This window comes from Nonomuraea wenchangensis (assembly GCF_900111685.1).
Classification (GTDB): Bacteria; Actinomycetota; Actinomycetes; order Streptosporangiales; family Streptosporangiaceae; genus Nonomuraea; species Nonomuraea wenchangensis.
This window is the reverse complement of the sequence record NZ_FOHX01000011.1, coordinates 26996-46458: the sequence shown is the minus strand read 5'-3', so window position 1 is coordinate 46458 and position 19463 is coordinate 26996. Positions and strand designations below refer to the sequence as shown.

Below are 19463 nucleotides of genomic sequence, written 5' to 3'. Positions count from 1 at the left end.
GCCTATGGTACGGTCACCGCGTGGCATCCGACGCCAGTCGTCAAGACTCCTCCCAAAGCGCCGGCAGGGTTTCCGCGAAGTCCGCCCGCGCCGGTGTCGGCGGGCTTCTCAAGGGCTTCGTCCAGCACCCGATCATCGTCTCCCGCGTCGTCGCGACCAAGGTCAAGTCCGACCCCGTCCGCGTGGCCCAGGCGGCCGCCGACGCGCTCCCGCCCCGGCTGCGCCCCATCGTCGGCGGCGTGGCCTGGCCCGCCGCCCGCGGCGCCCGGCGCATGGTGCGCAAGTTCGGCATGCGGATGCTCAAGGGTCCGTGGAACGAGGCCAAGACGCTGTGGGACGCCGGCCGGGTCAGCGAGGCCGCCGCCGTGCTGGAGGCCCACACGAAATACCCGTTCGTCAAGCGCAGGGCCGCCTACTACCGCGGTGAGCTGGCCGCCATCAGCCCCGACCCGATCCCGCCCGGCCCCAAGGTGGCCATCCTGGAGCGGGTCAAGGGCCGGGTCCTGCATCTGGTCACCAACGCGCTGCCGTACACGCAGGCCGGCTACACCGTGCGCACCCACCGCATCGTCACCTCGCAGAAGGCCGCCGGGCTCGACCCGCACGTGGTCACGAGCTGGGGCTGGCCGATGATGCAGGGGCACGCCGACGCGCCGCCGTACGAGGAGATCGACGGCATCCCCTACTACCGGCACCTGCCGGACGGGCACGGCGAGGTGCCCTTCGAGATGCGCGGCCGCATGGTCAGGGGCGCCGACGCGGTCACCAAGCTCGTCACCGAGCTCCGCCCGCAGGTCCTGCACGCCGCCACCGACCACCGCAACGGCTCGGTGGCGCACGCCGTGCGCGACCGTACGGGCACGCCGTTCGTCTACGAGGTGCGCGGCTTCCTGGAGGAGACCTGGGCCTCCCGCGACCCGATCCGGGTCGGCAGCGAGCGGCACGTGCTCCAGCGCGAGCGCGAGGCGTTCCTGATGCGCGAGGCCGACGCGGTGGTCACGCTGGCCGAGACCATGGCCACCGAGATCGTCGAGCGCGGCGTGCCGAGGGAGCGCATCCACCTCGCGCCCAACGCCGTGGACGACTCCCTGCTCACCGCCCGCTACGACGGCGCCTCCTTCCGCACGGCCCACGGCATCGCCCCCGGCGAGACCGTCATCGGCTCGGTGTCGAGCATCGTGGCCTACGAGGGCTTCGCCACCCTGCTGCGGGCCGCCGCGCTGCTGCGCGACGCGGGCACGCCGGTGCGGGTGCTCATCGTGGGCGACGGCGCCGAGCGGGAGAACCTGCTGGCGCTGGTCGAGGAGCTGTCGCTCAAGGACGCGATCCTGCCCGGCCGGGTCGGCCCCGACGAGGCGCTGCAGGCCCAGGACGCCATCGACATCTTCGCCTGCCCGCGCGAGGACCTGCGGGTCTGCCGGCTGGTGACGCCGCTGAAGCCGGTCGAGGCCATGGCGCTCGGCAAGCCGGTGGTGCTCAGCGACCTGCCCGCCCTGTCGGAGCTGGTCGGCTCCGACGGCGCCGGCCTGCTGGTGCCGCCGGGCGATCCCGAGGCGCTCGCGAAGGCCGTCGCCGGGCTGAGGGACGATCCCGCCAGGCGGGCCGAGATGGGCGAGGCCGGGCGCGCGGAGGTGGCCGCCAAGCGGACCTGGAGCCGTGTCGCCGAGACCTACCGGTCCCTTTACCAGTCGCTTGCCGAAAGTTGACCTTCGTGTTGGCTGTACGTTGTGACGGTTTCGGTGGCATTAGGCGTGAGCTAGGTGGACTTGAGATAACCTTTGCCACCATGAAGTGTTGTATCCGGCTCCCAAAGGCACTGCTGTGACAGAAATGGACTTGGCTGTCATCGGCCTGGGCTACGTCGGCATGCCGCTCGCCAAGGAGGCGGTTGCCGCTGGTCTGCGCGTCGTCGGTGTGGACGTCGACCCCCGCAAGGTCGAGGCGCTCACCGCCGGACAGTCCTACGTCGATGACCTGACCGACGCCGACCTCGAGCACATGCTGGCCAACGGTTTCACCGCCACGCTCGACGAGAGCGTGCTGGCCCGGAGCAACACGATCGTCATCTGCGTGCCGACGCCGCTGGACGAGGACCACCGCCCGGACCTCTCCGCCGTCGAGGGCGCTTCCAAGGCCGTCGCCCGCAACCTCACCAAGGGCACCCTCGTCGTGCTGGAGTCCACCACGTGGCCCGGCACCACCGACGAGCTGGTGCGCCCCCTGCTGGAGGGCTCGGGACTCACCGCCGGCGAGGACTTCCACCTGGCCTTCTCGCCCGAGCGCATCGACCCGGGCAACCCCAAGTTCGGCCTGCGCAACACCCCCAAGGTCGTCGGCGGTTACACCGCGACCTGCCGGGACCGCGCGACGGCGTTCTACGGCCGCTTCATCGAGCAGGTCGTGCCGGTCAGCGGCACCCGCGAGGCCGAGATGGCCAAGCTGCTGGAGAACACCTACCGGCACGTGAACATCGCCCTCGTCAACGAGATGGCGATCTTCTGCGACGAGCTCGGCGTCAACCTGTGGGAAGCGATAGAGGCCGCGGCGACCAAGCCGTTCGGCTTCCAGAAGTTCCTGCCGGGACCCGGCGTCGGCGGGCACTGCATCCCCGTCGACCCGTCCTACCTGTCCTACACCGTGCGCAAGCTCGGTTACCCGTTCCGGTTCGTGGAGCTGGCGCAGGAGATCAACGAACGGATGCCGTCGTACGTGGTGGCGCGCGTCCAGCGATTGCTCAACCGGCATAAGAAGCCCGTGAACGGTGCGAAAGTCGTTATGCTCGGCGTCACCTACAAACCGGATATCGCCGACGAGAGGGAAACCCCGGCACTGCCGGTGGCCCGCGCGCTGCTCGAACTGGGCGCCGACCTCTCGTTCGCGGACCCGTACGTCAAGGAGTGGTCGGTGGACGGCACCCCGGTGCCGCGTGAAGAGGATCTGGCCGAGGCCGTGGTCGACGCGGACGTCACGCTGCTGCTTCAGCAGCATGCCGCGTTCGATCTCGACATGGTCGAGGCGAAGGCCAGGCTCGTGCTCGACACCCGCGGCGTCCTCGCCGAGGGTGAACGCGTCGAGCGGCTGTAGCGACGGAGGGCTGCGCGCAGTGCACGTGCTCGTCATGACGGTGGTGCATAACCCCGAGGACGCGAGAATCCTGCATCGGCAGATTCGCGCGCTCGTGGATGCCGGTCATGAGGTCACGTATGCCGCCTCCTTCACCGGTTTCGGGGTCGTTCCGAGACCCTGGGTGAACGGCGTCGACCTTCCCAGGGCCGCCCAGCGCAAGCGGGTGGCGGCGGTCTGGGCGGCGCGCCGGTTGTTCAAGCGCATGCGCGACAAGGTCGACCTGGTCCTGATCCACGATCCCGAGCTGCTGTTCGCGGTGTGGGGCGTGCGCAACCGGCCTCCGGTGGTGTGGGACGTGCACGAGGACACCCCGGCCACGCTCTCGCTCAAGCCGTGGCTGCCCTCGCCGCTGCGCCCGCCGGTGAGGTTCCTCGCGCGGCTGCTCGAAGGCACCGCCGAGCGTCACCTGCACCTCCTGCTGGCCGAGACCGCGTACGCGGGCCGGTTCAAGGACGCCCACCCGATCGTGCCCAACGAGACCTGGGTGCCCGACTCCGTCACCCCGCCGGGCGACGACCGGGTGGTCTATCTCGGCTGGCTGTCGCGGGCCCGGGGTGTGCTGGAGGCGGTCGAGGTGGCCAAGCTGCTGCAGCCGTACCGGGTGGCGGTGGAACTCATCGGCTACGCCGACCCGCAGAGCCGTCCGGTGCTCAACCAGGCCGTGACCGAGGGCCTGCTGGAGTGGCGCGACTTCATGCCCAACGACGAGGCGCTGAAGCGGCTCGACGGCGCGCTCGCCGGGCTGTCGCTGCTGCACGACGAGCCCAACTACCGCCACTCGATGCCCACCAAGATCGTCGAGTACATGGCGCACGGCATCCCCGTCATCACCACCCCCTCGCCGCGCGCCGTGGAGCTGGTCGAGCGCTACGACAGCGGCGTGGTCGTGCCCTGGCAGGACCCGAAGGCGGTGGCCCAGGCCGTGCTGACGCTCCGCGACGACGTACGTGAGCGCAAGGCGCAGGGCGCGCGCGGTTACGCGGCGGCCCGCGCCAACCACCACTGGCCCAATTCCGCCAAGCGCTTCGTCGCCCAGCTCGAAGCCTGGGCGGGGGTCAAGCCATAGCGGGCGGCGGGTCGTCGAAGGTGCGCTGGCTCCTCCTCGTCCTGGGCGTGGCGATCCTGGCCGCGGTCGCCGCCGTGGTGATCGTGCTGCAACCCGGCCCCGAGCGGAAGGTCGCGTCGGTGGTGACGACCACCCCGGCCAAGCCGACCCCGTCCGCCGAGGCGCCCACGCCCAAGGTGAGCGAGTTCACCGACGACTGTGGAACGTTCGAGACCCGGGAGAAGGCCCCCTACGCCGTCACCGGCTACTGGATCACCCCGAGGTCGAACCCCTGCACCTGGCGCAAGCAGCTCAAGGAGATCCACGACGTCGGCGGCGACACCATCATCAGGATCGGCTACGGGCTGCAGTTCCGTACGGTCTCGTCCTCCGGCGAGATCCTGACCAGGGACGGCGAGCTGGACTCCCTCTACAAGGGCTGCCGCGAGGACGGCATGAGCTGCCACGACGCCGCCGAGCGCGACCTGATGAAGGCCCATCCGGACAACCGCATCGGCCGCACGTACGTCTACCGCACCGACGAGTCCTTCGGCCCCGACCTGTTCCGCTGCCCCGAGGTGGAGCACGCGGTGAAGGCCGGCAAGCGCACCTACTTCCGCATCATCACCCAGCCCGACGGCTCGGACGACTCCACCTGCGACTTCTCCGGCAAGGGCGCCTCCTACGACCTGATCCTCGTCGCCGGCGCCCCGACCGACAGCCTGACCCAGCTCCTCGACCTCGGGGACCAGTTCGGCATGCGCGTCTACCCGGCGCTGCCGCTCGCGCCCCGCGACCCCAAGACCCCGATCAGGGCCAACAAGAAGCATCTCGGCACGCTGACCACCCTCACCCGGCGCATCCTCCAGGACTACGGCGCCCGCGTCGCCGACCGGGACTCCCTGGGCGGCGTCTACCAGCCGTTCGAGGTGCAGATGTCGGACACCCTGGCCTCGAACCCGACGCTGGAGGTCTACGCCGACCAGCACACGATCGTCGAGCAGGAGCTGCCGGGCAAGCCCATCCTCATCAGCCCCTACATGGACGCCCGCAAGCGCAAGGCCTTCGGCCAGACGCCCAAGCAGGTGGCCGAGGCGTTCAAGGAGCTGGCCAAGACCGGGGTCGGCATCATCGCCCCGCAGGACAGCCGCGGCACCGGCAAAGTGGGCCTGTTCTGGCCGGACGAGCGCGGCGCCGAGGTGGACGAGCGGCTGCGGACGATGGTCGGCGATGCCACGTACGGCGCCGCCTACCACGGCTCCACCCGCGACTACTACCGCGAGATGTCGCTGGCCCGCGAGGAGATGGTCCAGGCCGGCTACCAGGTGGACCTGTGGGCGAACGTGGAGGCGTTCGAGCCGTCGGGCGAGCAGTCCTGCGCCCCGCAGAACCCCCGCGGCAAGACCGACAAGAAACGCCTGGACCAGGCCGTCACCATGACCGGCCGGTACGTCCAGAAGGTCGTCTCCTACATGTGGAGCGACTTCATGACCTGCGGCGAGCCGTCGCTGGAGAAGGAGATCACCGCCGACTGGCGTCGGCCCATCGCCGTGGACGCCATCAGGCACTCGCGCGACATCCAGGACGGCGTCGAGGTGCGCGGCTACAACCTCAAGGACGGCGCCGTCTCCGTCGAGTGGTCCGGCGGCGTACGCGACCTGGTCGTCTCCGAGGTCGGCTGGCTGGACGAGGACCCGCTGGAGGAGCTGCCCGAGGGCATGGTGACGGCGTGGGTGCCGTTCGACTGGAGCCAGGTGCCGGCCGGCGAATGGGTGCGCATCACCGTCAAGGGGCCGGCGGGCCTGACCTCCACCGAGCCCCTGCACGTGCGGATCACGACCTGACGGGGCGTTCGCGGCCCGCTCGCCGGTGCGTGTAACGTGCGGTTCATGGTCCCGAGCGTGCCGGTCAGCGTCGACCTGGTGGTGCTCACCGTGCGGAACAACGCCCTGAGCGCCCTGGTCTGGCGTCGCGACAACCCGCCGTTCCTGCGGCGCTGGTCGTTGTCGGGCGGCTTCATCCAGCTCGACGAGGACCTCCCCGACGCCGCCAGGCGGATCCTGGCCGAGCGGGCCGGTCTGCCCGGCGCGCCGGTGCACCTGGAGCAGCTCCAGACCTACGGCTACCCCGACCGTGACCCGCGCCAGCGCGTGCTGAGCGTCGCCTACCTCGGCCTCGCCCCCGACCTGCCCGCCTCGGAGAAGGCCCACATGAGCTGGCAGCCGGTCGACTCGCTCACGGTCATGGCCTTCGACCACCGCCGCATCATGCTCGACGGCGTCGAGCGGGCCCGCGCCAAGCTGGAGTACACCTCGCTGGGCGCGGCCTTCTGCGCGCCGGAGTTCACGGTGGCGGACCTGCGGCGGGTCTACGAGATCGTCTGGGGCCGGACTCTCGACCCGCGCAACTTCCACCGCAAGGTCACCAAGGCCGAGGGCTTCCTCGTCGAGACCGGCGGCACCACCACCCGTGACGGCGGCCGGCCCGCCAAGCTCTTCCGGCGCGGGCCGGCCGAGCTGCTGCACCCGCCGATGCTGCGCTCGCTCAAGGACGAGCCCGCCAGGAACTAAGGTAGGGGCATGCCTCGTTTCCGCCAGATCCTGGACAGCATGGCCCCGTACAAACCGGGCAAGGCGGTCGCCGCACCCGACGGGCGGTCCTACAAGCTCTCCTCCAACGAGTCGCCCTACGACCCGCTGCCCTCCGTGGTGGAGGCGGTCGCCGAGGGCGCGCGGCAGATCCACCGCTATCCCGACGCCGGCTCGGTCGCGCTCACCGAGGCGATCGCGGCGCGCTACGGCGTGCCGGCCGAGCACGTGGCCACCGGGCCCGGCTCGGTGACGGTGGCGCAGCAGCTCCTGGAGGCGGTGGGCGAGCCCGGGGCGGAGGTCGTCTACGCCTGGCGCTCGTTCGAGGCATACCCGCTGCTGGCGGACCTCGCCGGGGTGACGTCCGTACGCGTGCCGCTCGCGGGCGAGGACCACGACCTCGACGCCATGGCCGAGGCCGTGACCGACCGGACGAGCCTCATCTTCGTCTGCAACCCCAACAACCCGACCGGCACCGCGATCCGCCGCCGCGAGCTGACGGCCTTCCTCGACCGCGTGCCCGAGGACGTGCTGGTGGTGCTGGACGAGGCCTACCGCGAGTACGTCCGCGACGAGGACGTCCCCGACGGCGTCGAGCTCTACCGCGACCGGCCCAACGTGTGCGTGCTGCGCACGTTCTCCAAGGCGTACGGCCTCGCGGGCCTGCGGGTCGGCTACCTCATCGGCCACGAGCCGGTGGCCTCCGCGGTGCGCAAGACCACGGTGCCGTTCGCCGTCAACCACCTCGCCCAGCTCGCCGCCGTGGCCTCGCTCCAGGCCGAGGACGAGCTGCTCGACCGGGTCGAGCGGGTGGTCAAGGAGCGCACCCGGGTGAGCGAGGCGCTGGCCGCGCAGGGCTGGACGGTGCCCCACTCCGAGGCCAACTTCGTCTGGCTGCGGCTCGGCGAGCGCACGGCCGACTTCGCCGCGGCCTGCGCGGCGGAGGGCGTCGCGGTGCGGCCGTTCCATCCGGAGGGATGCCGGGTGACGATCGCCGACCCCGAGGCGAACGACGCCTTCCTGGCCGCCGCCGCGAGCTTCGCCCACCGGACGGGCGAGTCCTGAGCCGCCTCGTCGGCCGGGCTCGAACCGGCGTCCACCCGGTCCCGAGCCGGGCGCTCTACCACTGAGCTACAACGAGTCCCGCCGCCGCCGACCGGGCTCGAACCGGCGTCCACCTGGTTAAGAGCCAGGCGTTCTACCACTGAACTACGGCGGGGCGGCCACCAGTGTGCGCGATGCCGCCCGGCTTCGCCACCCCTTTATCCGGGAAAGTCCTTCATCGGCAGCTCACTGAGCACCACTCCGGACCGCAGCCCGTGCTCGGCGTCGGCGGCGAGCTCCGGCTTGACCTGCTTGCCGCTGAACACGCCGGCCCGGCGCAGCAACGCCGCCCAGACCGGGTCGCCGATGGTCACTCCGTGGACCAGCTCCGGCGTGGGCCGGAACACCGCCGTGGCCCCCGGCGGCGCGGGCGCCGTCCAGCCGGAGGAGGCGGGGTCGAGGCCGGCGCGGCGGCAGGCGGACTCCACCTCGGCGCGTGTGCAGGTCGCGGTGCCGTCGAGCACCTCCCACGGCGGCGGTAGCGCCGCCCACACCTTCGTGTTGGGATCGACGCCGTCGCCGACGGCATGGTGCCAGGCGGCCAGGTCGGCGGCCATCAGCCGCATCATCTTGCCGGGACATGCCGGATCCAGCAGGTCCAGGGCGTTCAGCGCGCTCAGACAGGCCAGCCAGCCCGCGCGGGCGGCGTTGTAGGCGACGGCCAGGTTGTTCCAGGTAGTGGAGTCGTGCCCACGCTGGACGATCATCGTCTCCCTGTCGGTGCCCGGCCGCCAGCGCTCGCGCAGCATGGCCGCGCTGTGCCGCAGCACCGACGACCAGCGGCCGAGCAGCAGGCCCCGCTCGTGCTCGGTCAGGCGCTCCAGCACGTCCGGGCTCGTGCGCGCCTGGGCGATCATCCACCAGTCGGATCGGCTGGTGCACCGGTCCAGCAGCACGGAAGCGACCTCGTCGAACGGATTGTCGCGCCCCGCCAGGCTGAACTCTCTGCGCAGCTTGCGGCGCGCGGTGTAGTACGCCACGAAGCAGGCGGCGTCGGCGTCCGCCACGAACCGCTCCAGCGGCACCTCTGCCGCGAATCCGGTGACCCCGACCATGAGCAGGCGCCGCTTGTCCTGCTCGACGGCCAAGGTCCTGGCCTTGGCCGAGAGCCTGCGCAGCACCCGGAACCGCCGGTTGTACTGCCGCTTGGAGATGTCCATCCCGGCCGTGTCGCGGGCCTGCCGATTGAGCCGGTCGGCCAGGAAGTCGGTGTGACCGGGTGTCCATCGGATCGAGCGGCCCAGGCTCGCGGCGAACTCCAGCAGCGACTCAGGATCGTCCGGATCCACCTCCGCCGGCTGCCCGAACAGCCCGCCGGCCGCGGCCACCACCTGAGCCCCGCCCACCGGACGGGCGTAGTCGCTCGGCATCGAGGAGAACGACGCCGCGTCCCGCGAGGAGTGCTTGGCCGCGCGCGTCAGCACCGCACGCTGGCGCCCGGTCAGCGTTCCCTCCAGTGCCCGCAGCACCAGGGCGGCGACATCCTCCGGGCGGTAGCGGCGGTCCAGCGAGCTGTGCAACTCGGCCAGGATTTCGTGACGGGATCGCGGCTGAGGGTCGCGGTTCTTCATGACGCCCATCATCGCCAGATCCGTCGCGGCGAACGACCCTTTTATCCCCGATCGCCGGACGCCGGCACCTCGTACGACTCAGGAACTGCTCGTCTGAACCTGGACCTCTTCGGCGGTGGCCGCGGTCCTGACCTTGGCGCGTCGCTCGGTGGAGACCACCAGGGCGACGCCCACCAGGATGACCGCGCCGCCGGCGATCATCTGCGGCGTGGCCACCTCGTTGACCACGAGCACGCCGAGCACGACCGCGACGGCCGGGTTGACGTAGGCGTAGGTGGACACCAGCGAGATGGGCGCGTTGCCGAGCAGCCAGGTGTAGGCGGTGAAGCCCACGAGCGAGCCCACCAGGATCAGGTAGACCAGGCCCGCCCACGAGCGCCCGGAGACCGCCGCCACGTCGAGTCGCTCGCCGAACGACAGCCCGGTCACCAGCAGGCCGAGACCGCCCGCCGCCATCTCGACCGCGCTGGCCGCCCACACGTTGGGCGGCATCGGGATGCGCGCCGACAGGAACGACCCGATCGACCACGACAGCGAGGCCACCAGGATCACCACGATCCCGGTCGTGCTCGCCGCCTCGCCGCCGCCGCCGATCGACAGCGCGGCGACCCCGCCGAAGCCGACCAGCACGCCCAGCAGCGTGAGCAGCGCGGGCCGGTCACGGGCCGCGATGCGGAACACCACCAGCCAGAGCGGCACCGACGCGACGAGCAGCGCGGCGAGGCCGGTGGAGATGTGCTGCTCGGCCACGGCCACCATGCCGTTGCCGCCGGTCAGCAGCAGCAGCCCGACCAGCGCGGCCCCGCCGAACTGGCGGCCCGACATGCGGAACGGGGCCTTGCCCTTCCTGACCAGCAGGAAGGCACCCAGCAGGAGGGCGGCGACGGCGAACCGGAGTGAGCCGCTGAGCATCGGCGGCATGGTCTCGATGGCGATCTTGATGCCGAGGTAGGTCGAGCCCCACACCACGTAGACGATGGCCAACGCACCCCAGACCATGAGGGGGCGGGGGGTGTCAGCAGCGTTGCCGGTCATGGCTCGTGACTTTACCGGGCGGGTGTGACAGAACGCTCGCGGGTATCGGACTGTGGGACGGGTGGCGAAATATGAGCGATAGTGGGCATTCGTGCCACTGTCGGGGTCCCTGTACCGGCTGCCAGGATCGCGGCGTCCGGAAGTCCGTACCGGGAGGAGTCCCATGCCTGCTGTCAACATGCCTGCTGCCAACATGCCTGCTGTCAACACTGCGGCCGTCGCCCACTTCGCCGCCCGCCTGACGTTCGAGACCGACGTCTCCGACGTCGCCGCCGGCCTCGCCGCCGACCTGCCCGGCCTCGTGGTGATCGACTCCCGCAGCAGGGAGAGCTGGGACCAGGGGCACGTGCCGGGCGCGGTCCACCTGCCCACCCGCGAGATCGCCGATCGGGCCGCCGGGCTCGTGCCGCCGGACGCCCAGGTGGTCACCTACTGCTGGGGGCCGGGCTGCAACGGCGCGACCCGCGCCGCCCTGGAGTTCGCCCGCCTCGGCTACCAGGTCAAGGAGATGATCGGCGGCTTCGAGTATTGGGCGCGGGAGGGCTTCGCGGTCGAGACCGCCTCCGGCGTCACCCGCCGACCGGCCGACCCGCTCACGGCGCCGGTGGCCGGCGCGCTAGCGGCACCGGTGGCCGACCCGCTCACGGCACCGGTAGGGGCCATCGCCTGCGGCTGCTGACCGGAACCCGTCGCGGAGCCCACGGCGCTGCGCAGCGCCACTACAGCGCCGCGCAGCGGCCTTCTGGCGGCCGGTGGCCGAAAAAGTTGGCGCCCCCGTCCGAATCTTGTCGATCGGGGGCGTCCGAGAACATACCCGGATCCGGCCGGGTCAACCAACAACTGGGCAAGTGTCAATGCGCAGGTGCGCAAAGGTGACAGCGTCGGTCAAAACGCCGGTCACCACGACCCCTTGCCGAGTACAGGACCGACCCCGCCGGAACGGGTCACCTCGGGCCCAGCTTCTCCACGATCAGCCGGTAGAGCTGCCGGGGCCGGCCCGGCTGCGGGGTGCGGTTGGGCGGTAGCGGCCACGCGAGTCCCTCGTCAACCAACGTGCGCAGCAACCGCCGGGCCGTCCGGGGGGTGACCCCCAGCATCTTGCCCGCTCCTTCCGCGTCCACCACCGTGTCGCCGCCCTCCAGCTTCGCCGCCAGCCTGGCCAGCACCTCGACGCCCTTCGGCTTGAGCGCGGTGCCCCCGGCGGGCGGCATCCGCGGGGCCGGGATGAGCGCCCGCCCCTCGCGGTCCACGGCGAAGCCCTGTGCCTGCTTGCCCGCCTGGGTGCGGGCCAGCGCGGCCCGCGCGTGCGACTCCGCGTCGTGCGTCGTCCGCCCCATGCCCACGCCCACCTCGACCGCCAGCCCCAGCTCGTCGCGGATCCGCGCGGCGAACGGCAACACCCGGAACCCGTCGGTGGCCGCCGCGATCGAGCCCCTGGTCGCGGTGACCAGGTAGCTGTGATCGTCGATCGGCCAGACGGTGGCGTTGATCCGGTTCGCCTCCTGGACCAGCAGCCGGTGCAGCGACAGCCGCAGCTCGTCGCGCCAGTAGCGGGGCGCGGCGCGGCGCACGGGCTCGCGCAGCGTCGGCACCTCCACCAGCACCACGGTGAGCTGCGACTCCTCCAGCCGGTGGTGCGCGCCGAGCAGCGCCGCGGTGTGCAACGCCGTGCGCACCGCCGCCGAGGTGGGCCGGATCCTGATGACCGGCACCCCCGCCGCGTGCAGGCGTTCGGCCACCGCGGGGAGGCAGGTGAGCGCCCCCGTGGTGACCCCCTGGCGAGCCAGGCGTTCGTGGTAGGCCGCGATCGTGCCGGTGGCTCCCGGCTCGTCGCGGCTGTGCACGTCCGTGGCCGGGATGCCGAGGTCGGTGTACGCCTCCTCGACGTCCGCCCGGCTTATCACGTCGATGCTGACCCTCTGGGGGTCGATCCGAGTGTCCAGCGCCGCCTTCGCCAACGCCGCCACCAATGCCGCTCCGCCGAGTTGTACGTAGGTCGCGGGCATCGTCAACACGCCGGAACGCCGGGCCAGGTCATAAGGGACCGGGCTGGCGAACAGACACGCGTCGACACCTGGACCGAGCCGCGTCACCTTGTCGGGCGCCTCCTGCTCGTCGCGATAAGCGGCGGCGACAAGGCGACACGGCAGCGGTGCAGCGGCGTGACCCATCAGCATGACCCGCTCGACCAGGTCGTGGGGTCCGACCACGCCGATGGTGAGGTCCGGGGTCATGGCGCCCGGGCGTGACACTCGGGGAGTTTCTTCGGCCCTCTCGACCAATGTTCGTCCCATCCTGCCGTCCGTTGCAGTGCTCTCTTTTGGAACGATCGCTCGCGGGGGCCGTAATGTCACGCCCGACTTTTCCGGAAAGCCGTTCTGGTTGACCGCCCGACAGTATGTCCTAGCAGCTCAACGAGGTTTTTCCGCCGTTTTTTAGTGTTCGGAAATCTCTCGTGTAATGTCCGCGCCGAGCGCGCGCATTCGCGCGGCGAGATGCGCGTGGCCGCGGTCGATCAGGTAACCCGAGTCGATGACGGTCTCGCCCTCGGCCGCGAGGCCGGCGAGCACCAGTGCGATCCCGGAGCGCAGGTCGTGCGCGGTCACCTGGGCGCCGGTCAGCGGGGTGCGCCCGCGCACCACCGCGCGGCTGCCGTCCACCTCGACGTTGGCGCCCATCTTGTTGAGCTCGCCGGCCAGCGCGAAGCGGCCGTCGAAGATGCGCTCGTGGATGTAGCTGGTGCCCTCGGCGAGGGCCGCGACCGTCATCATCGGCGACTGGAGGTCGGTGGCGAAACCGGGATAGGTGTCGGTGATGATGTTGATCGGGCGCAGCGGGCCCTCGCAGCGCACGTGCAGCACCGCGCCCTGGCGGGCGAACTCGACGCCCATCTGCTCCAGTTTGTAGCGCACGACGCCGAGGTCGAGGCCGGTGCCGACGAGGTTGAGCTCGCCCCCGGTGATCGCCGCGGCCATCGCGAACACGCCGGCGTCGAGCCGGTCGGGCATCACGGTGTGCTCGACCGCGTGCAGCTCCTCCACGCCCTCGACGGTGATGAACCCGGTGCCGCCGCCGCTGATGCGCGCGCCCATCTTGGTGAGCATGTCGATGACGTCGAGCACCTCGGGCTCCAGCGCGGCGTTCTCGATCACGGTCGTGCCCTTGGCCAGGCAGGCGGCCATGATGAGGTTCTCGGTGCCGGTGTGGGACGGGGTGTCGAGGTAGAGCGTCGCGCCGGTCAGGCCGCTGGCCTTGACGTGGATGACGGTCTCCTCCTCGTCCACGATCGCGCCGAGGCGCTTGTAGCCGAGGTAGTGGAAGTCGAGGTTGCGGCTGCCGAGGTTGCAACCGCCGACCCCTTCGACGATCGCCTCGCCGAGGCGGTGCAGCAGCGCGGGGGTGAACAGCACCGAGCCGCGGAAGCGCCGCGCGATCTCGGCGGGCAGCACGGGGCTGCTCACCCTGGAGGCGTCGATGACCAGCGTGCGCTCGGACTCGTGCAGCTCGACGTAGGCGCCCACGGCCTCGGCCAGCTCGACCGCGCGCCGGACGTCCTCGATGATCGGCACGTTGCGCAGGACGGTGCGCCCCGTGGCGGCGAGAAGGGCCGCACCGATCATGGGTAGCACGGCGTTCTTCGCGCCCTGGATGAACGCGGTTCCACGCAGTGCGTTGCCACCGCGCACGCGGTAACGGACCATTTCGTGCGGCTCCTTGAAATCAACGGGGAAGGGGTCGATCGGGCCAACAGTAGTCGCTCGCACCAGATGACCCAGCCGAATCATCCGCTAAAGGGAGCCCCCGTGAGCCGCTCATACGCTTCTAGGTATCGCTGCCGGGTGCGTTCGACAACGTGATCGGGAAGTCGGGGTGGGGGGTTTCCGGAGGATTTGTCCCATCCAGATTCGGGCGAAAGTAGCCAGTCGCGTACATATTGCTTGTCAAAAGACGGCTGGGACCGGCCCGGCCGCCATTCGTCGGCCGGCCAGAACCGTGAGGAGTCGGGCGTCAGCACCTCGTCGCCCAGCGTCAGCACGCCGTCGGCGTCCCAGCCGAGCTCGATCTTGGTGTCAGCGAGGATGATGCCGCGCTCTGCGGCGATCTGCGCGCCGCGCGTGTAGACGGCCAGCGTGATCCTGCGCAGCTCCGCGGCGGTCTCCGCGCCGATCTCCTCCACCACCCGCTCGTACGGGATCGGCTCGTCGTGCTCGCCCTGCGGCGCCTTCGTCGAGGGCGTGAAGATCGGCTCGGGCAGCCGCGAGCCGTCCTTCAGCCCCTCGGGCAGCGGCACGCCGGAGACCGCGCCGCCCGCCCGGTATTCGCTCAGCCCGCCGCCCGCGAGGTAACCGCGCGCCACGCACTCGACCTGCACCATCCGCAGCGGCCGGCACAGCACGGCGCGCGCCTCGTCGCCGGGGGCCACCACGTGGTTGGGCACGATGTCCTTGAGCTGATCGAACCACCACAGCGAGAGCTGCGTGAGAACAGCCCCCTTGTCGGGGATGTCGGGCTGCAGCACGTGGTCGAAGGCGGAGATCCGGTCGGAGGCCACCATCAGCAGCAGGCCGTCGTCGGTCTCGTAGAGGTCGCGTACCTTGCCGGAGTGCACGTGCTTCATCGGGCGATGTCCGTCCTGTGGTGGGAGCCGCGCAGCCCGATGCGGGCCACCAGGTCGTAGGCGTTGGCGCGGGCGCTCTCCTGGTCGGGGCCGTTGCCGACCACGGCCAGCACCCGGCCGCCCGCGGAGCGGACCTCCCCGCCCTCGCGGGTGGTGCCGGCGTGCAGGACATAAGCGTGCTCGGAGTCGGCGAGCCCGGTGATCGGGTCGCCCTTGACCGGCGCCTCGGGGTAGCCCTCGGCCGCGATCACCACGGTGACCGCAGCGCCCGGCCTGAAGACCGGGTCGAGCCCCAGCTCGCCGGTGGCGCAGGCCATGAGCAGGCCGCCGAGCGGCGTCTCCAGCCGGTCGAGCAGGGCTTCGGTCTCGGGGTCGCCGAAGCGCGCGTTGAACTCGACGACCTTCGGCCCCTTCGCCGTCAGCGCCAGCCCGACGTAGAGCACCCCCTGGTAGGGCAGCCCGCGCCGGGACAGCTCGGCCATCGTGGGGTGGACGATCTCCCGCATGACCTGGTCGGTCAGCCCTTCGGGGGCCCAGGGCAGCGGGGTGTAGGCGCCCATGCCGCCGGTGTTGGGGCCCTCGTCGCCGTCGTAGGCGCGCTTGAAGTCCTGGGCGAGCTGGAGCGGCACGGCGGTGCTGCCGTCGCAGAGCGCGAACAGCGACACCTCGGGGCCGTCGAGGTATTCCTCGATGACGACCCGCTCGCAGGCCCGCGCGTGCGCCAGCGCGCGCTCGCGGTCGTCGGTGACCACGACGCCCTTGCCGGCCGCGAGCCCGTCGTCCTTGACGACGTAGGGGGCGCCGAACTCGTCGAGCGCCGCCGCGGCCTCCTGCTCGGTCGAGCAGGTGAAGGCCCGCGCGGTGGGCACGTCGGCGGCGATCATGATCTCCTTGGCGAACGCCTTGGAGCCCTCGATCATGGCCGCGTCGCGTGAGGGACCGAAGCAGGCGATGCCCGCCTCGCGCACCGCGTCGGACACGCCGGCCACGAGCGGGGCCTCGGGCCCGACCACGACGAGGTCGGCCCGCAGCCGCGTGGCCAGCTCGGCCACCTGCCCGGGGTCGAGCGGATCGACCGCGTGGACGGTCGCGACCTGCTCGATGCCCGCGTTGCCGGGGGCACAATGGAGCTCGGTGACCTGCGGGTCGAGCTTCAGCGAACGGCACAGGGCGTGCTCACGCCCTCCGGATCCAATGACTAGAACGCGCACGGGCTCCATTGTCGCAGGCCCGGGGGACCGCAAGCCGGTGCAGGTCTCGGATGCGTCGAATGCCGGAAGAGCCGGTGAACTTCGCGCGGTTCTCCCTGAGAGGTGTGCCGCCGGAAGGGTATCGTCGTTTGAGTTCACCCGCCTGTGGTAGGTTAAGGCGGCTTTGCGGCGTCTCTTGCGATTGGAGGTGGTCCGGGATGAATCCTGGTGATCCCAGCAGTACGTGCCACTCATGCACGTACTTCCCGTATGCCCCCGACCACTCCAATCAGGCAGCCTGATCGTGCCTCCACGCCAGTGAGGTGACTTTTTCGTCGCGTGGAGCGCGCCATGTCGGGCGGAAAGGGACTGCCATGCGCTCGTCCACGCTTTTCCGTCGTATCAACCGTTACCCTATGCAGCGGGCCTCTCACCCGATGGTGAAGCCGGCCGCCGTCCCCTGTGTGCCGCCGGTGCAGTCCGTCGTCGAGTTCGGCGCGTACGTGCGCGGCAAGAAGGTCCCGGCCACGGGCATCGCCGAGGCGCTCGACCTCGTACGCGAGCACAACAAGGACACCGACGGCGCCAACGCCTTCGTCTGGGTCGGCCTGCACGAGCCCGAGTCCCCCGAGGTCGAGTGGCTGTCGGAGGTGTTCGGCCTGCACCCGCTGGCCGTCGAGGACGCCGTCAAGGCCCACCAGCGCCCCAAGGTCGAGCGGTACGGCGACTCGTTGTTCATGGTCCTCAAGACCATCGCCTACCTCGACCACGACCAGTCGAGCGGCAACAACGAGATCATCGCCACCGGCGAGATCATGGTCTTCCTCGGCGCCGACTTCGTGATCACGGTCCGGCACGGCGAGCACTGCCCGCTCACGATCGTGCGCGAGCGCCTTGAGGACAAGCCCAAGCTGATGAACCGCGGCCCGGCCGGCGTGCTGCACGCCATCGCCGACCACGTCGTGGACCAGTACCTCCAGGTGGCCGACCTCATGCAGCTCGAACTCGAAGAGGTCGAGGCCACCGTCTTCGCCGACGTCAGCTCCCGCGACATCAACCGGATCTACCAGCTCAAGCGGGAGATGCTGGAGATGAAGCGGGGGGTCACGCCGTTGCAGGCGCCGCTGTCCGCGCTGCCGCAGCGGCGGGTGATCCCGGCGGAGATGCGCGAGTACTTCCGCGACGTCGGCGACCACCTGTCGAGGGTCTGCGAGCAGGTGGAGTCCTCCAACGAGCTGTGCAGCTCGATCCTGCAGGCCGCGCTCGCGCGGTCGAACGCCCTCGCCAACGAGGACATGCGCAAGATCTCCTCGTGGGTGGCCATCCTGGCGGTGCCGACCATGATCGCCGGCATCTACGGGATGAACTTCGACTTCATGCCGGAGACCAAGCAGGTGTGGGGCTATCCGGCGGTGCTCGCCGTGATGGTCACCGCCTGCGTGCTCCTGCACCGCGGCTTCCGCCGCAACGGCTGGCTCTGAACGTGTAAGGGCCGGCTCTGAACGCTCAGACGCCGACCGGCTTGAGCGGGGCGACGGGCCGCGGCAGCTCCAGCCCCCGCTCGCGCCACAGCTCACGCATCCGGTCGGGGTAGTCGGTCACGATGCCGGACACGCCGAGGTCGAGCATCCTGGCGCCGAGGGCGACGTCGTTGACCGTCCACACGGCGACGTCGAGCTCGGCGGCGGCGGCCTGCGCCATCAGCTTCTCGTCCACCATGACGTGCTCGGGCGAGAGCGTGGTGGCCCCGGCCGCGCGGGCCGCGGCGGGCACGTCGGGGCCGAGGTCGTCGTGCCAGTGCAGGGTGTCGGGCTCGATGAGCGCGAAGCGCCGCACGCCGGGCGCGAGACGCGCGGCGTGCCGGATGATCCGCCAGTCGAAGCTGAGCACGGCGACGTTGCCGAGCCGGCCGTGCCGGTCGAGCTCGTCGATCACGAGCTCGGTGAACATCTCGGGGTCGGCCGTCAGCTCCGGCCTCATGGGGTCGGACTTCAGCTCGACGTGCAGACGTACGCTCTCGGCGTCGTACGCGTTGACCAGCCCGAGCACCGCGCCGAGCGTCGGCATCCTGGTCTCCGGCATGGCGACCTGGGTGAGCGCGAACGGGTCTTCGGGGTGGCGCGGCAGCCGTACGCCCACGTCGAGCGTGTGGAGCTGGGCCAGCGTGAGGGCGTTGACCGGCTTGCCGACGTAGGGGTGGAGCGGGTCGCCGTCGCGCAGCGGACGCCGGTCGGCGCTCGTCACGGCGGAGACCGTCAGGTCGTGCGTGAGCACGAGACGCCGGTCGGCGGTGAGCGCCACGTCGAGCTCCAGCGCGTGAACGCCGAGCTCCATCGTGCGGCTCATACCCGGCAGGGTGTTCTCCGGCCACAGGCCCCGGGCGCCCCGGTGACCATGAATCTCAACGCGCACACGGGGACCCTATCTGGAGCGGGGCGTCCAGGGGCAGTGCCACGCCGTGTCCTTTTTATCCTGCTACGCCCGGTCGGATGCTCCTCAAGGGACAATAGGCTGTTCTCTATGGCAAAGGTTCTTAAACCTGCCCATTTCCCAATAGTCCGGGCATGGGTTGATGGCTGGGTCATCTCCCGCAACACCCCCGGGCCGGTCCGCGTACCGTGGGGCCTGCGCGTGGACGTCGGACTCCCCGGCCACGTCGCCCGCCACATCGTGGCCCACCCCACCCCGGAGACCGTGCGCCGCCTGACCGCCACGCTCACCACGCCGGGCACCTGGCTCAAGCTCTGTGCCCCCGCCGACGCGATCGCCCCGCTGCTGCCGCGGCCCTGGCTCGTCAAGGACCACGAGTACATGATGACCGCCCGCCTGACCGGCCTGGCCCGCCTCGCGCCGCCCGAGCCCCCGACCGGCTACGCCCTGGCCGTCACCACCCGGTCCGGGGTCACGGCCGCCCGCCTGCTGACCCCGGCCGGGGAGGTCGCCGCCCGAGGCCAGTTCGCCGTCGCCGGCGGAACGGTCGTCGTGGACCGGGTGGAGACCGCGCCCGGCCACCGCCGCCGCGGCCTCGGCACCGCCGTCATGCGCACGCTCGCGATCCACGCCGCCCGCCGCGGAGCGCGCGCCGGCGTCCTCGTCGCCACCGCCGAGGGCCAGGCCCTCTACGAGACCCTGGGCTGGACCCTCCACACCCCGATGACCGCCGCCGTCCTCGCCGCCTGAACGGTC

At 71.0% G+C, this 19463-nt stretch carries 16 protein-coding genes and 2 tRNA genes; 9 read left to right on the top strand and 9 right to left on the bottom strand.

The genetic code is table 11. The features are described from left to right. Window positions 1-20: 20 nt before the first annotated feature. The 6 genes from BMW85_RS29550 to hisC all read left to right on the top strand — a co-directional run bounded on the left by BMW85_RS29550 (window position 21) and on the right by hisC (window position 7824). Entirely contained in the window at window positions 21-1706 is a 1686-nt protein-coding gene (locus tag BMW85_RS29550) for a glycosyltransferase family 4 protein (RefSeq protein WP_091087868.1), read from the top strand. A gap of 124 nt (window positions 1707-1830) precedes the next feature. Next, window positions 1831-3084, top strand: coding sequence for a nucleotide sugar dehydrogenase (locus BMW85_RS29545; protein ID WP_091087867.1), 1254 nt, complete (start codon window positions 1831-1833; stop codon window positions 3082-3084). 19 nt (window positions 3085-3103) lie between these two features. Continuing rightward, complete coding sequence (locus BMW85_RS29540; protein WP_020542477.1) at window positions 3104-4192, top strand: glycosyltransferase; 1089 nt, start codon at window positions 3104-3106, stop codon at window positions 4190-4192. Between the two features lie 20 nt (window positions 4193-4212). Then, a complete protein-coding gene (locus BMW85_RS29535; protein ID WP_091087864.1) occupies window positions 4213-6015 on the top strand; it encodes a DUF4434 domain-containing protein in 1803 nt (600 codons plus the stop codon). A 45-nt stretch (window positions 6016-6060) separates the two neighbouring features. Continuing rightward, complete coding sequence (locus BMW85_RS29530; protein WP_091088384.1) at window positions 6061-6741, top strand: NUDIX hydrolase; 681 nt, start codon at window positions 6061-6063, stop codon at window positions 6739-6741. Window positions 6742-6750: 9 nt separating this feature from the next. Beyond that, entirely contained in the window at window positions 6751-7824 is a 1074-nt protein-coding gene (gene hisC, locus BMW85_RS29525; RefSeq protein ID WP_177240943.1) for a histidinol-phosphate transaminase, read from the top strand. A 4-nt stretch (window positions 7825-7828) separates the two neighbouring features. Here hisC and BMW85_RS29520 read toward each other — a convergent pair. The 4 genes from BMW85_RS29520 to BMW85_RS29505 form a co-directional block, all read right to left on the bottom strand. Next, a tRNA-Pro gene (locus BMW85_RS29520) sits at window positions 7829-7900 on the bottom strand. Window positions 7901-7906: 6 nt separating this feature from the next. Continuing rightward, window positions 7907-7977 (bottom strand) — tRNA-Lys (locus tag BMW85_RS29515). 44 nt (window positions 7978-8021) lie between these two features. Further along, window positions 8022-9434 carry a hypothetical protein gene (locus BMW85_RS29510; protein ID WP_091088380.1) on the bottom strand — a complete coding sequence of 471 codons (1413 nt, stop codon included), beginning with the start codon at window positions 9432-9434 and terminating at the stop codon, window positions 8022-8024. Window positions 9435-9512: 78 nt separating this feature from the next. Next, complete coding sequence (locus tag BMW85_RS29505; protein WP_245775140.1) at window positions 9513-10469, bottom strand: EamA family transporter; 957 nt, start codon at window positions 10467-10469, stop codon at window positions 9513-9515. Between the two features lie 193 nt (window positions 10470-10662). Between BMW85_RS29505 and BMW85_RS29500 the strand changes: the two genes are divergently transcribed. Next, the gene (locus BMW85_RS29500) at window positions 10663-11148 is read left to right on the top strand and encodes a rhodanese-like domain-containing protein (RefSeq protein WP_218155972.1); all 486 of its coding nucleotides are present in this window, start codon (window positions 10663-10665) and stop codon (window positions 11146-11148) included. 265 nt (window positions 11149-11413) lie between these two features. Here the strand turns inward: BMW85_RS29500 and BMW85_RS29495 are convergent, their stop codons facing one another. The 4 genes from BMW85_RS29495 to purD all read right to left on the bottom strand — a co-directional run bounded on the left by BMW85_RS29495 (window position 11414) and on the right by purD (window position 16298). Next, the gene (locus BMW85_RS29495) at window positions 11414-12703 is read right to left on the bottom strand and encodes a GTP cyclohydrolase IIa (RefSeq protein ID WP_091087858.1); all 1290 of its coding nucleotides are present in this window, start codon (window positions 12701-12703) and stop codon (window positions 11414-11416) included. Between the two features lie 201 nt (window positions 12704-12904). Next, complete coding sequence (gene murA, locus BMW85_RS29490; protein WP_091087856.1) at window positions 12905-14170, bottom strand: UDP-N-acetylglucosamine 1-carboxyvinyltransferase; 1266 nt, start codon at window positions 14168-14170, stop codon at window positions 12905-12907. 80 nt (window positions 14171-14250) lie between these two features. Continuing rightward, entirely contained in the window at window positions 14251-15087 is an 837-nt protein-coding gene (locus BMW85_RS29485) for a phosphoribosylaminoimidazolesuccinocarboxamide synthase (RefSeq protein ID WP_091087853.1), read from the bottom strand. After that, on the bottom strand, window positions 15084-16298 hold the full coding sequence (gene purD, locus BMW85_RS29480; protein ID WP_091087852.1) for a phosphoribosylamine--glycine ligase: 1215 nt from the start codon (window positions 16296-16298) through the stop codon (window positions 15084-15086). Before purD ends, BMW85_RS29485 begins: the two co-directional genes overlap by 4 nt. Window positions 16299-16693: 395 nt before the next feature. Here purD and corA point away from each other — a divergent pair, with 395 nt between their 5' ends. Beyond that, window positions 16694-17758, top strand: coding sequence for a magnesium/cobalt transporter CorA (corA, locus tag BMW85_RS29475; RefSeq protein WP_245775139.1), 1065 nt, complete (start codon window positions 16694-16696; stop codon window positions 17756-17758). 25 nt (window positions 17759-17783) lie between these two features. Here corA and BMW85_RS29470 read toward each other — a convergent pair whose 3' ends face one another. Continuing rightward, a complete protein-coding gene (locus BMW85_RS29470; RefSeq protein ID WP_091087849.1) occupies window positions 17784-18689 on the bottom strand; it encodes a glycerophosphodiester phosphodiesterase family protein in 906 nt (301 codons plus the stop codon). A 219-nt stretch (window positions 18690-18908) separates the two neighbouring features. Here BMW85_RS29470 and BMW85_RS29465 point away from each other — a divergent pair, with 219 nt between their 5' ends. Beyond that, window positions 18909-19457: a GNAT family N-acetyltransferase gene (locus BMW85_RS29465; protein ID WP_091087848.1), complete on the top strand. Its 549-nt coding sequence runs from the start codon at window positions 18909-18911 to the stop codon at window positions 19455-19457. The last annotated feature ends 6 nt before the right edge of the window (window positions 19458-19463 follow it).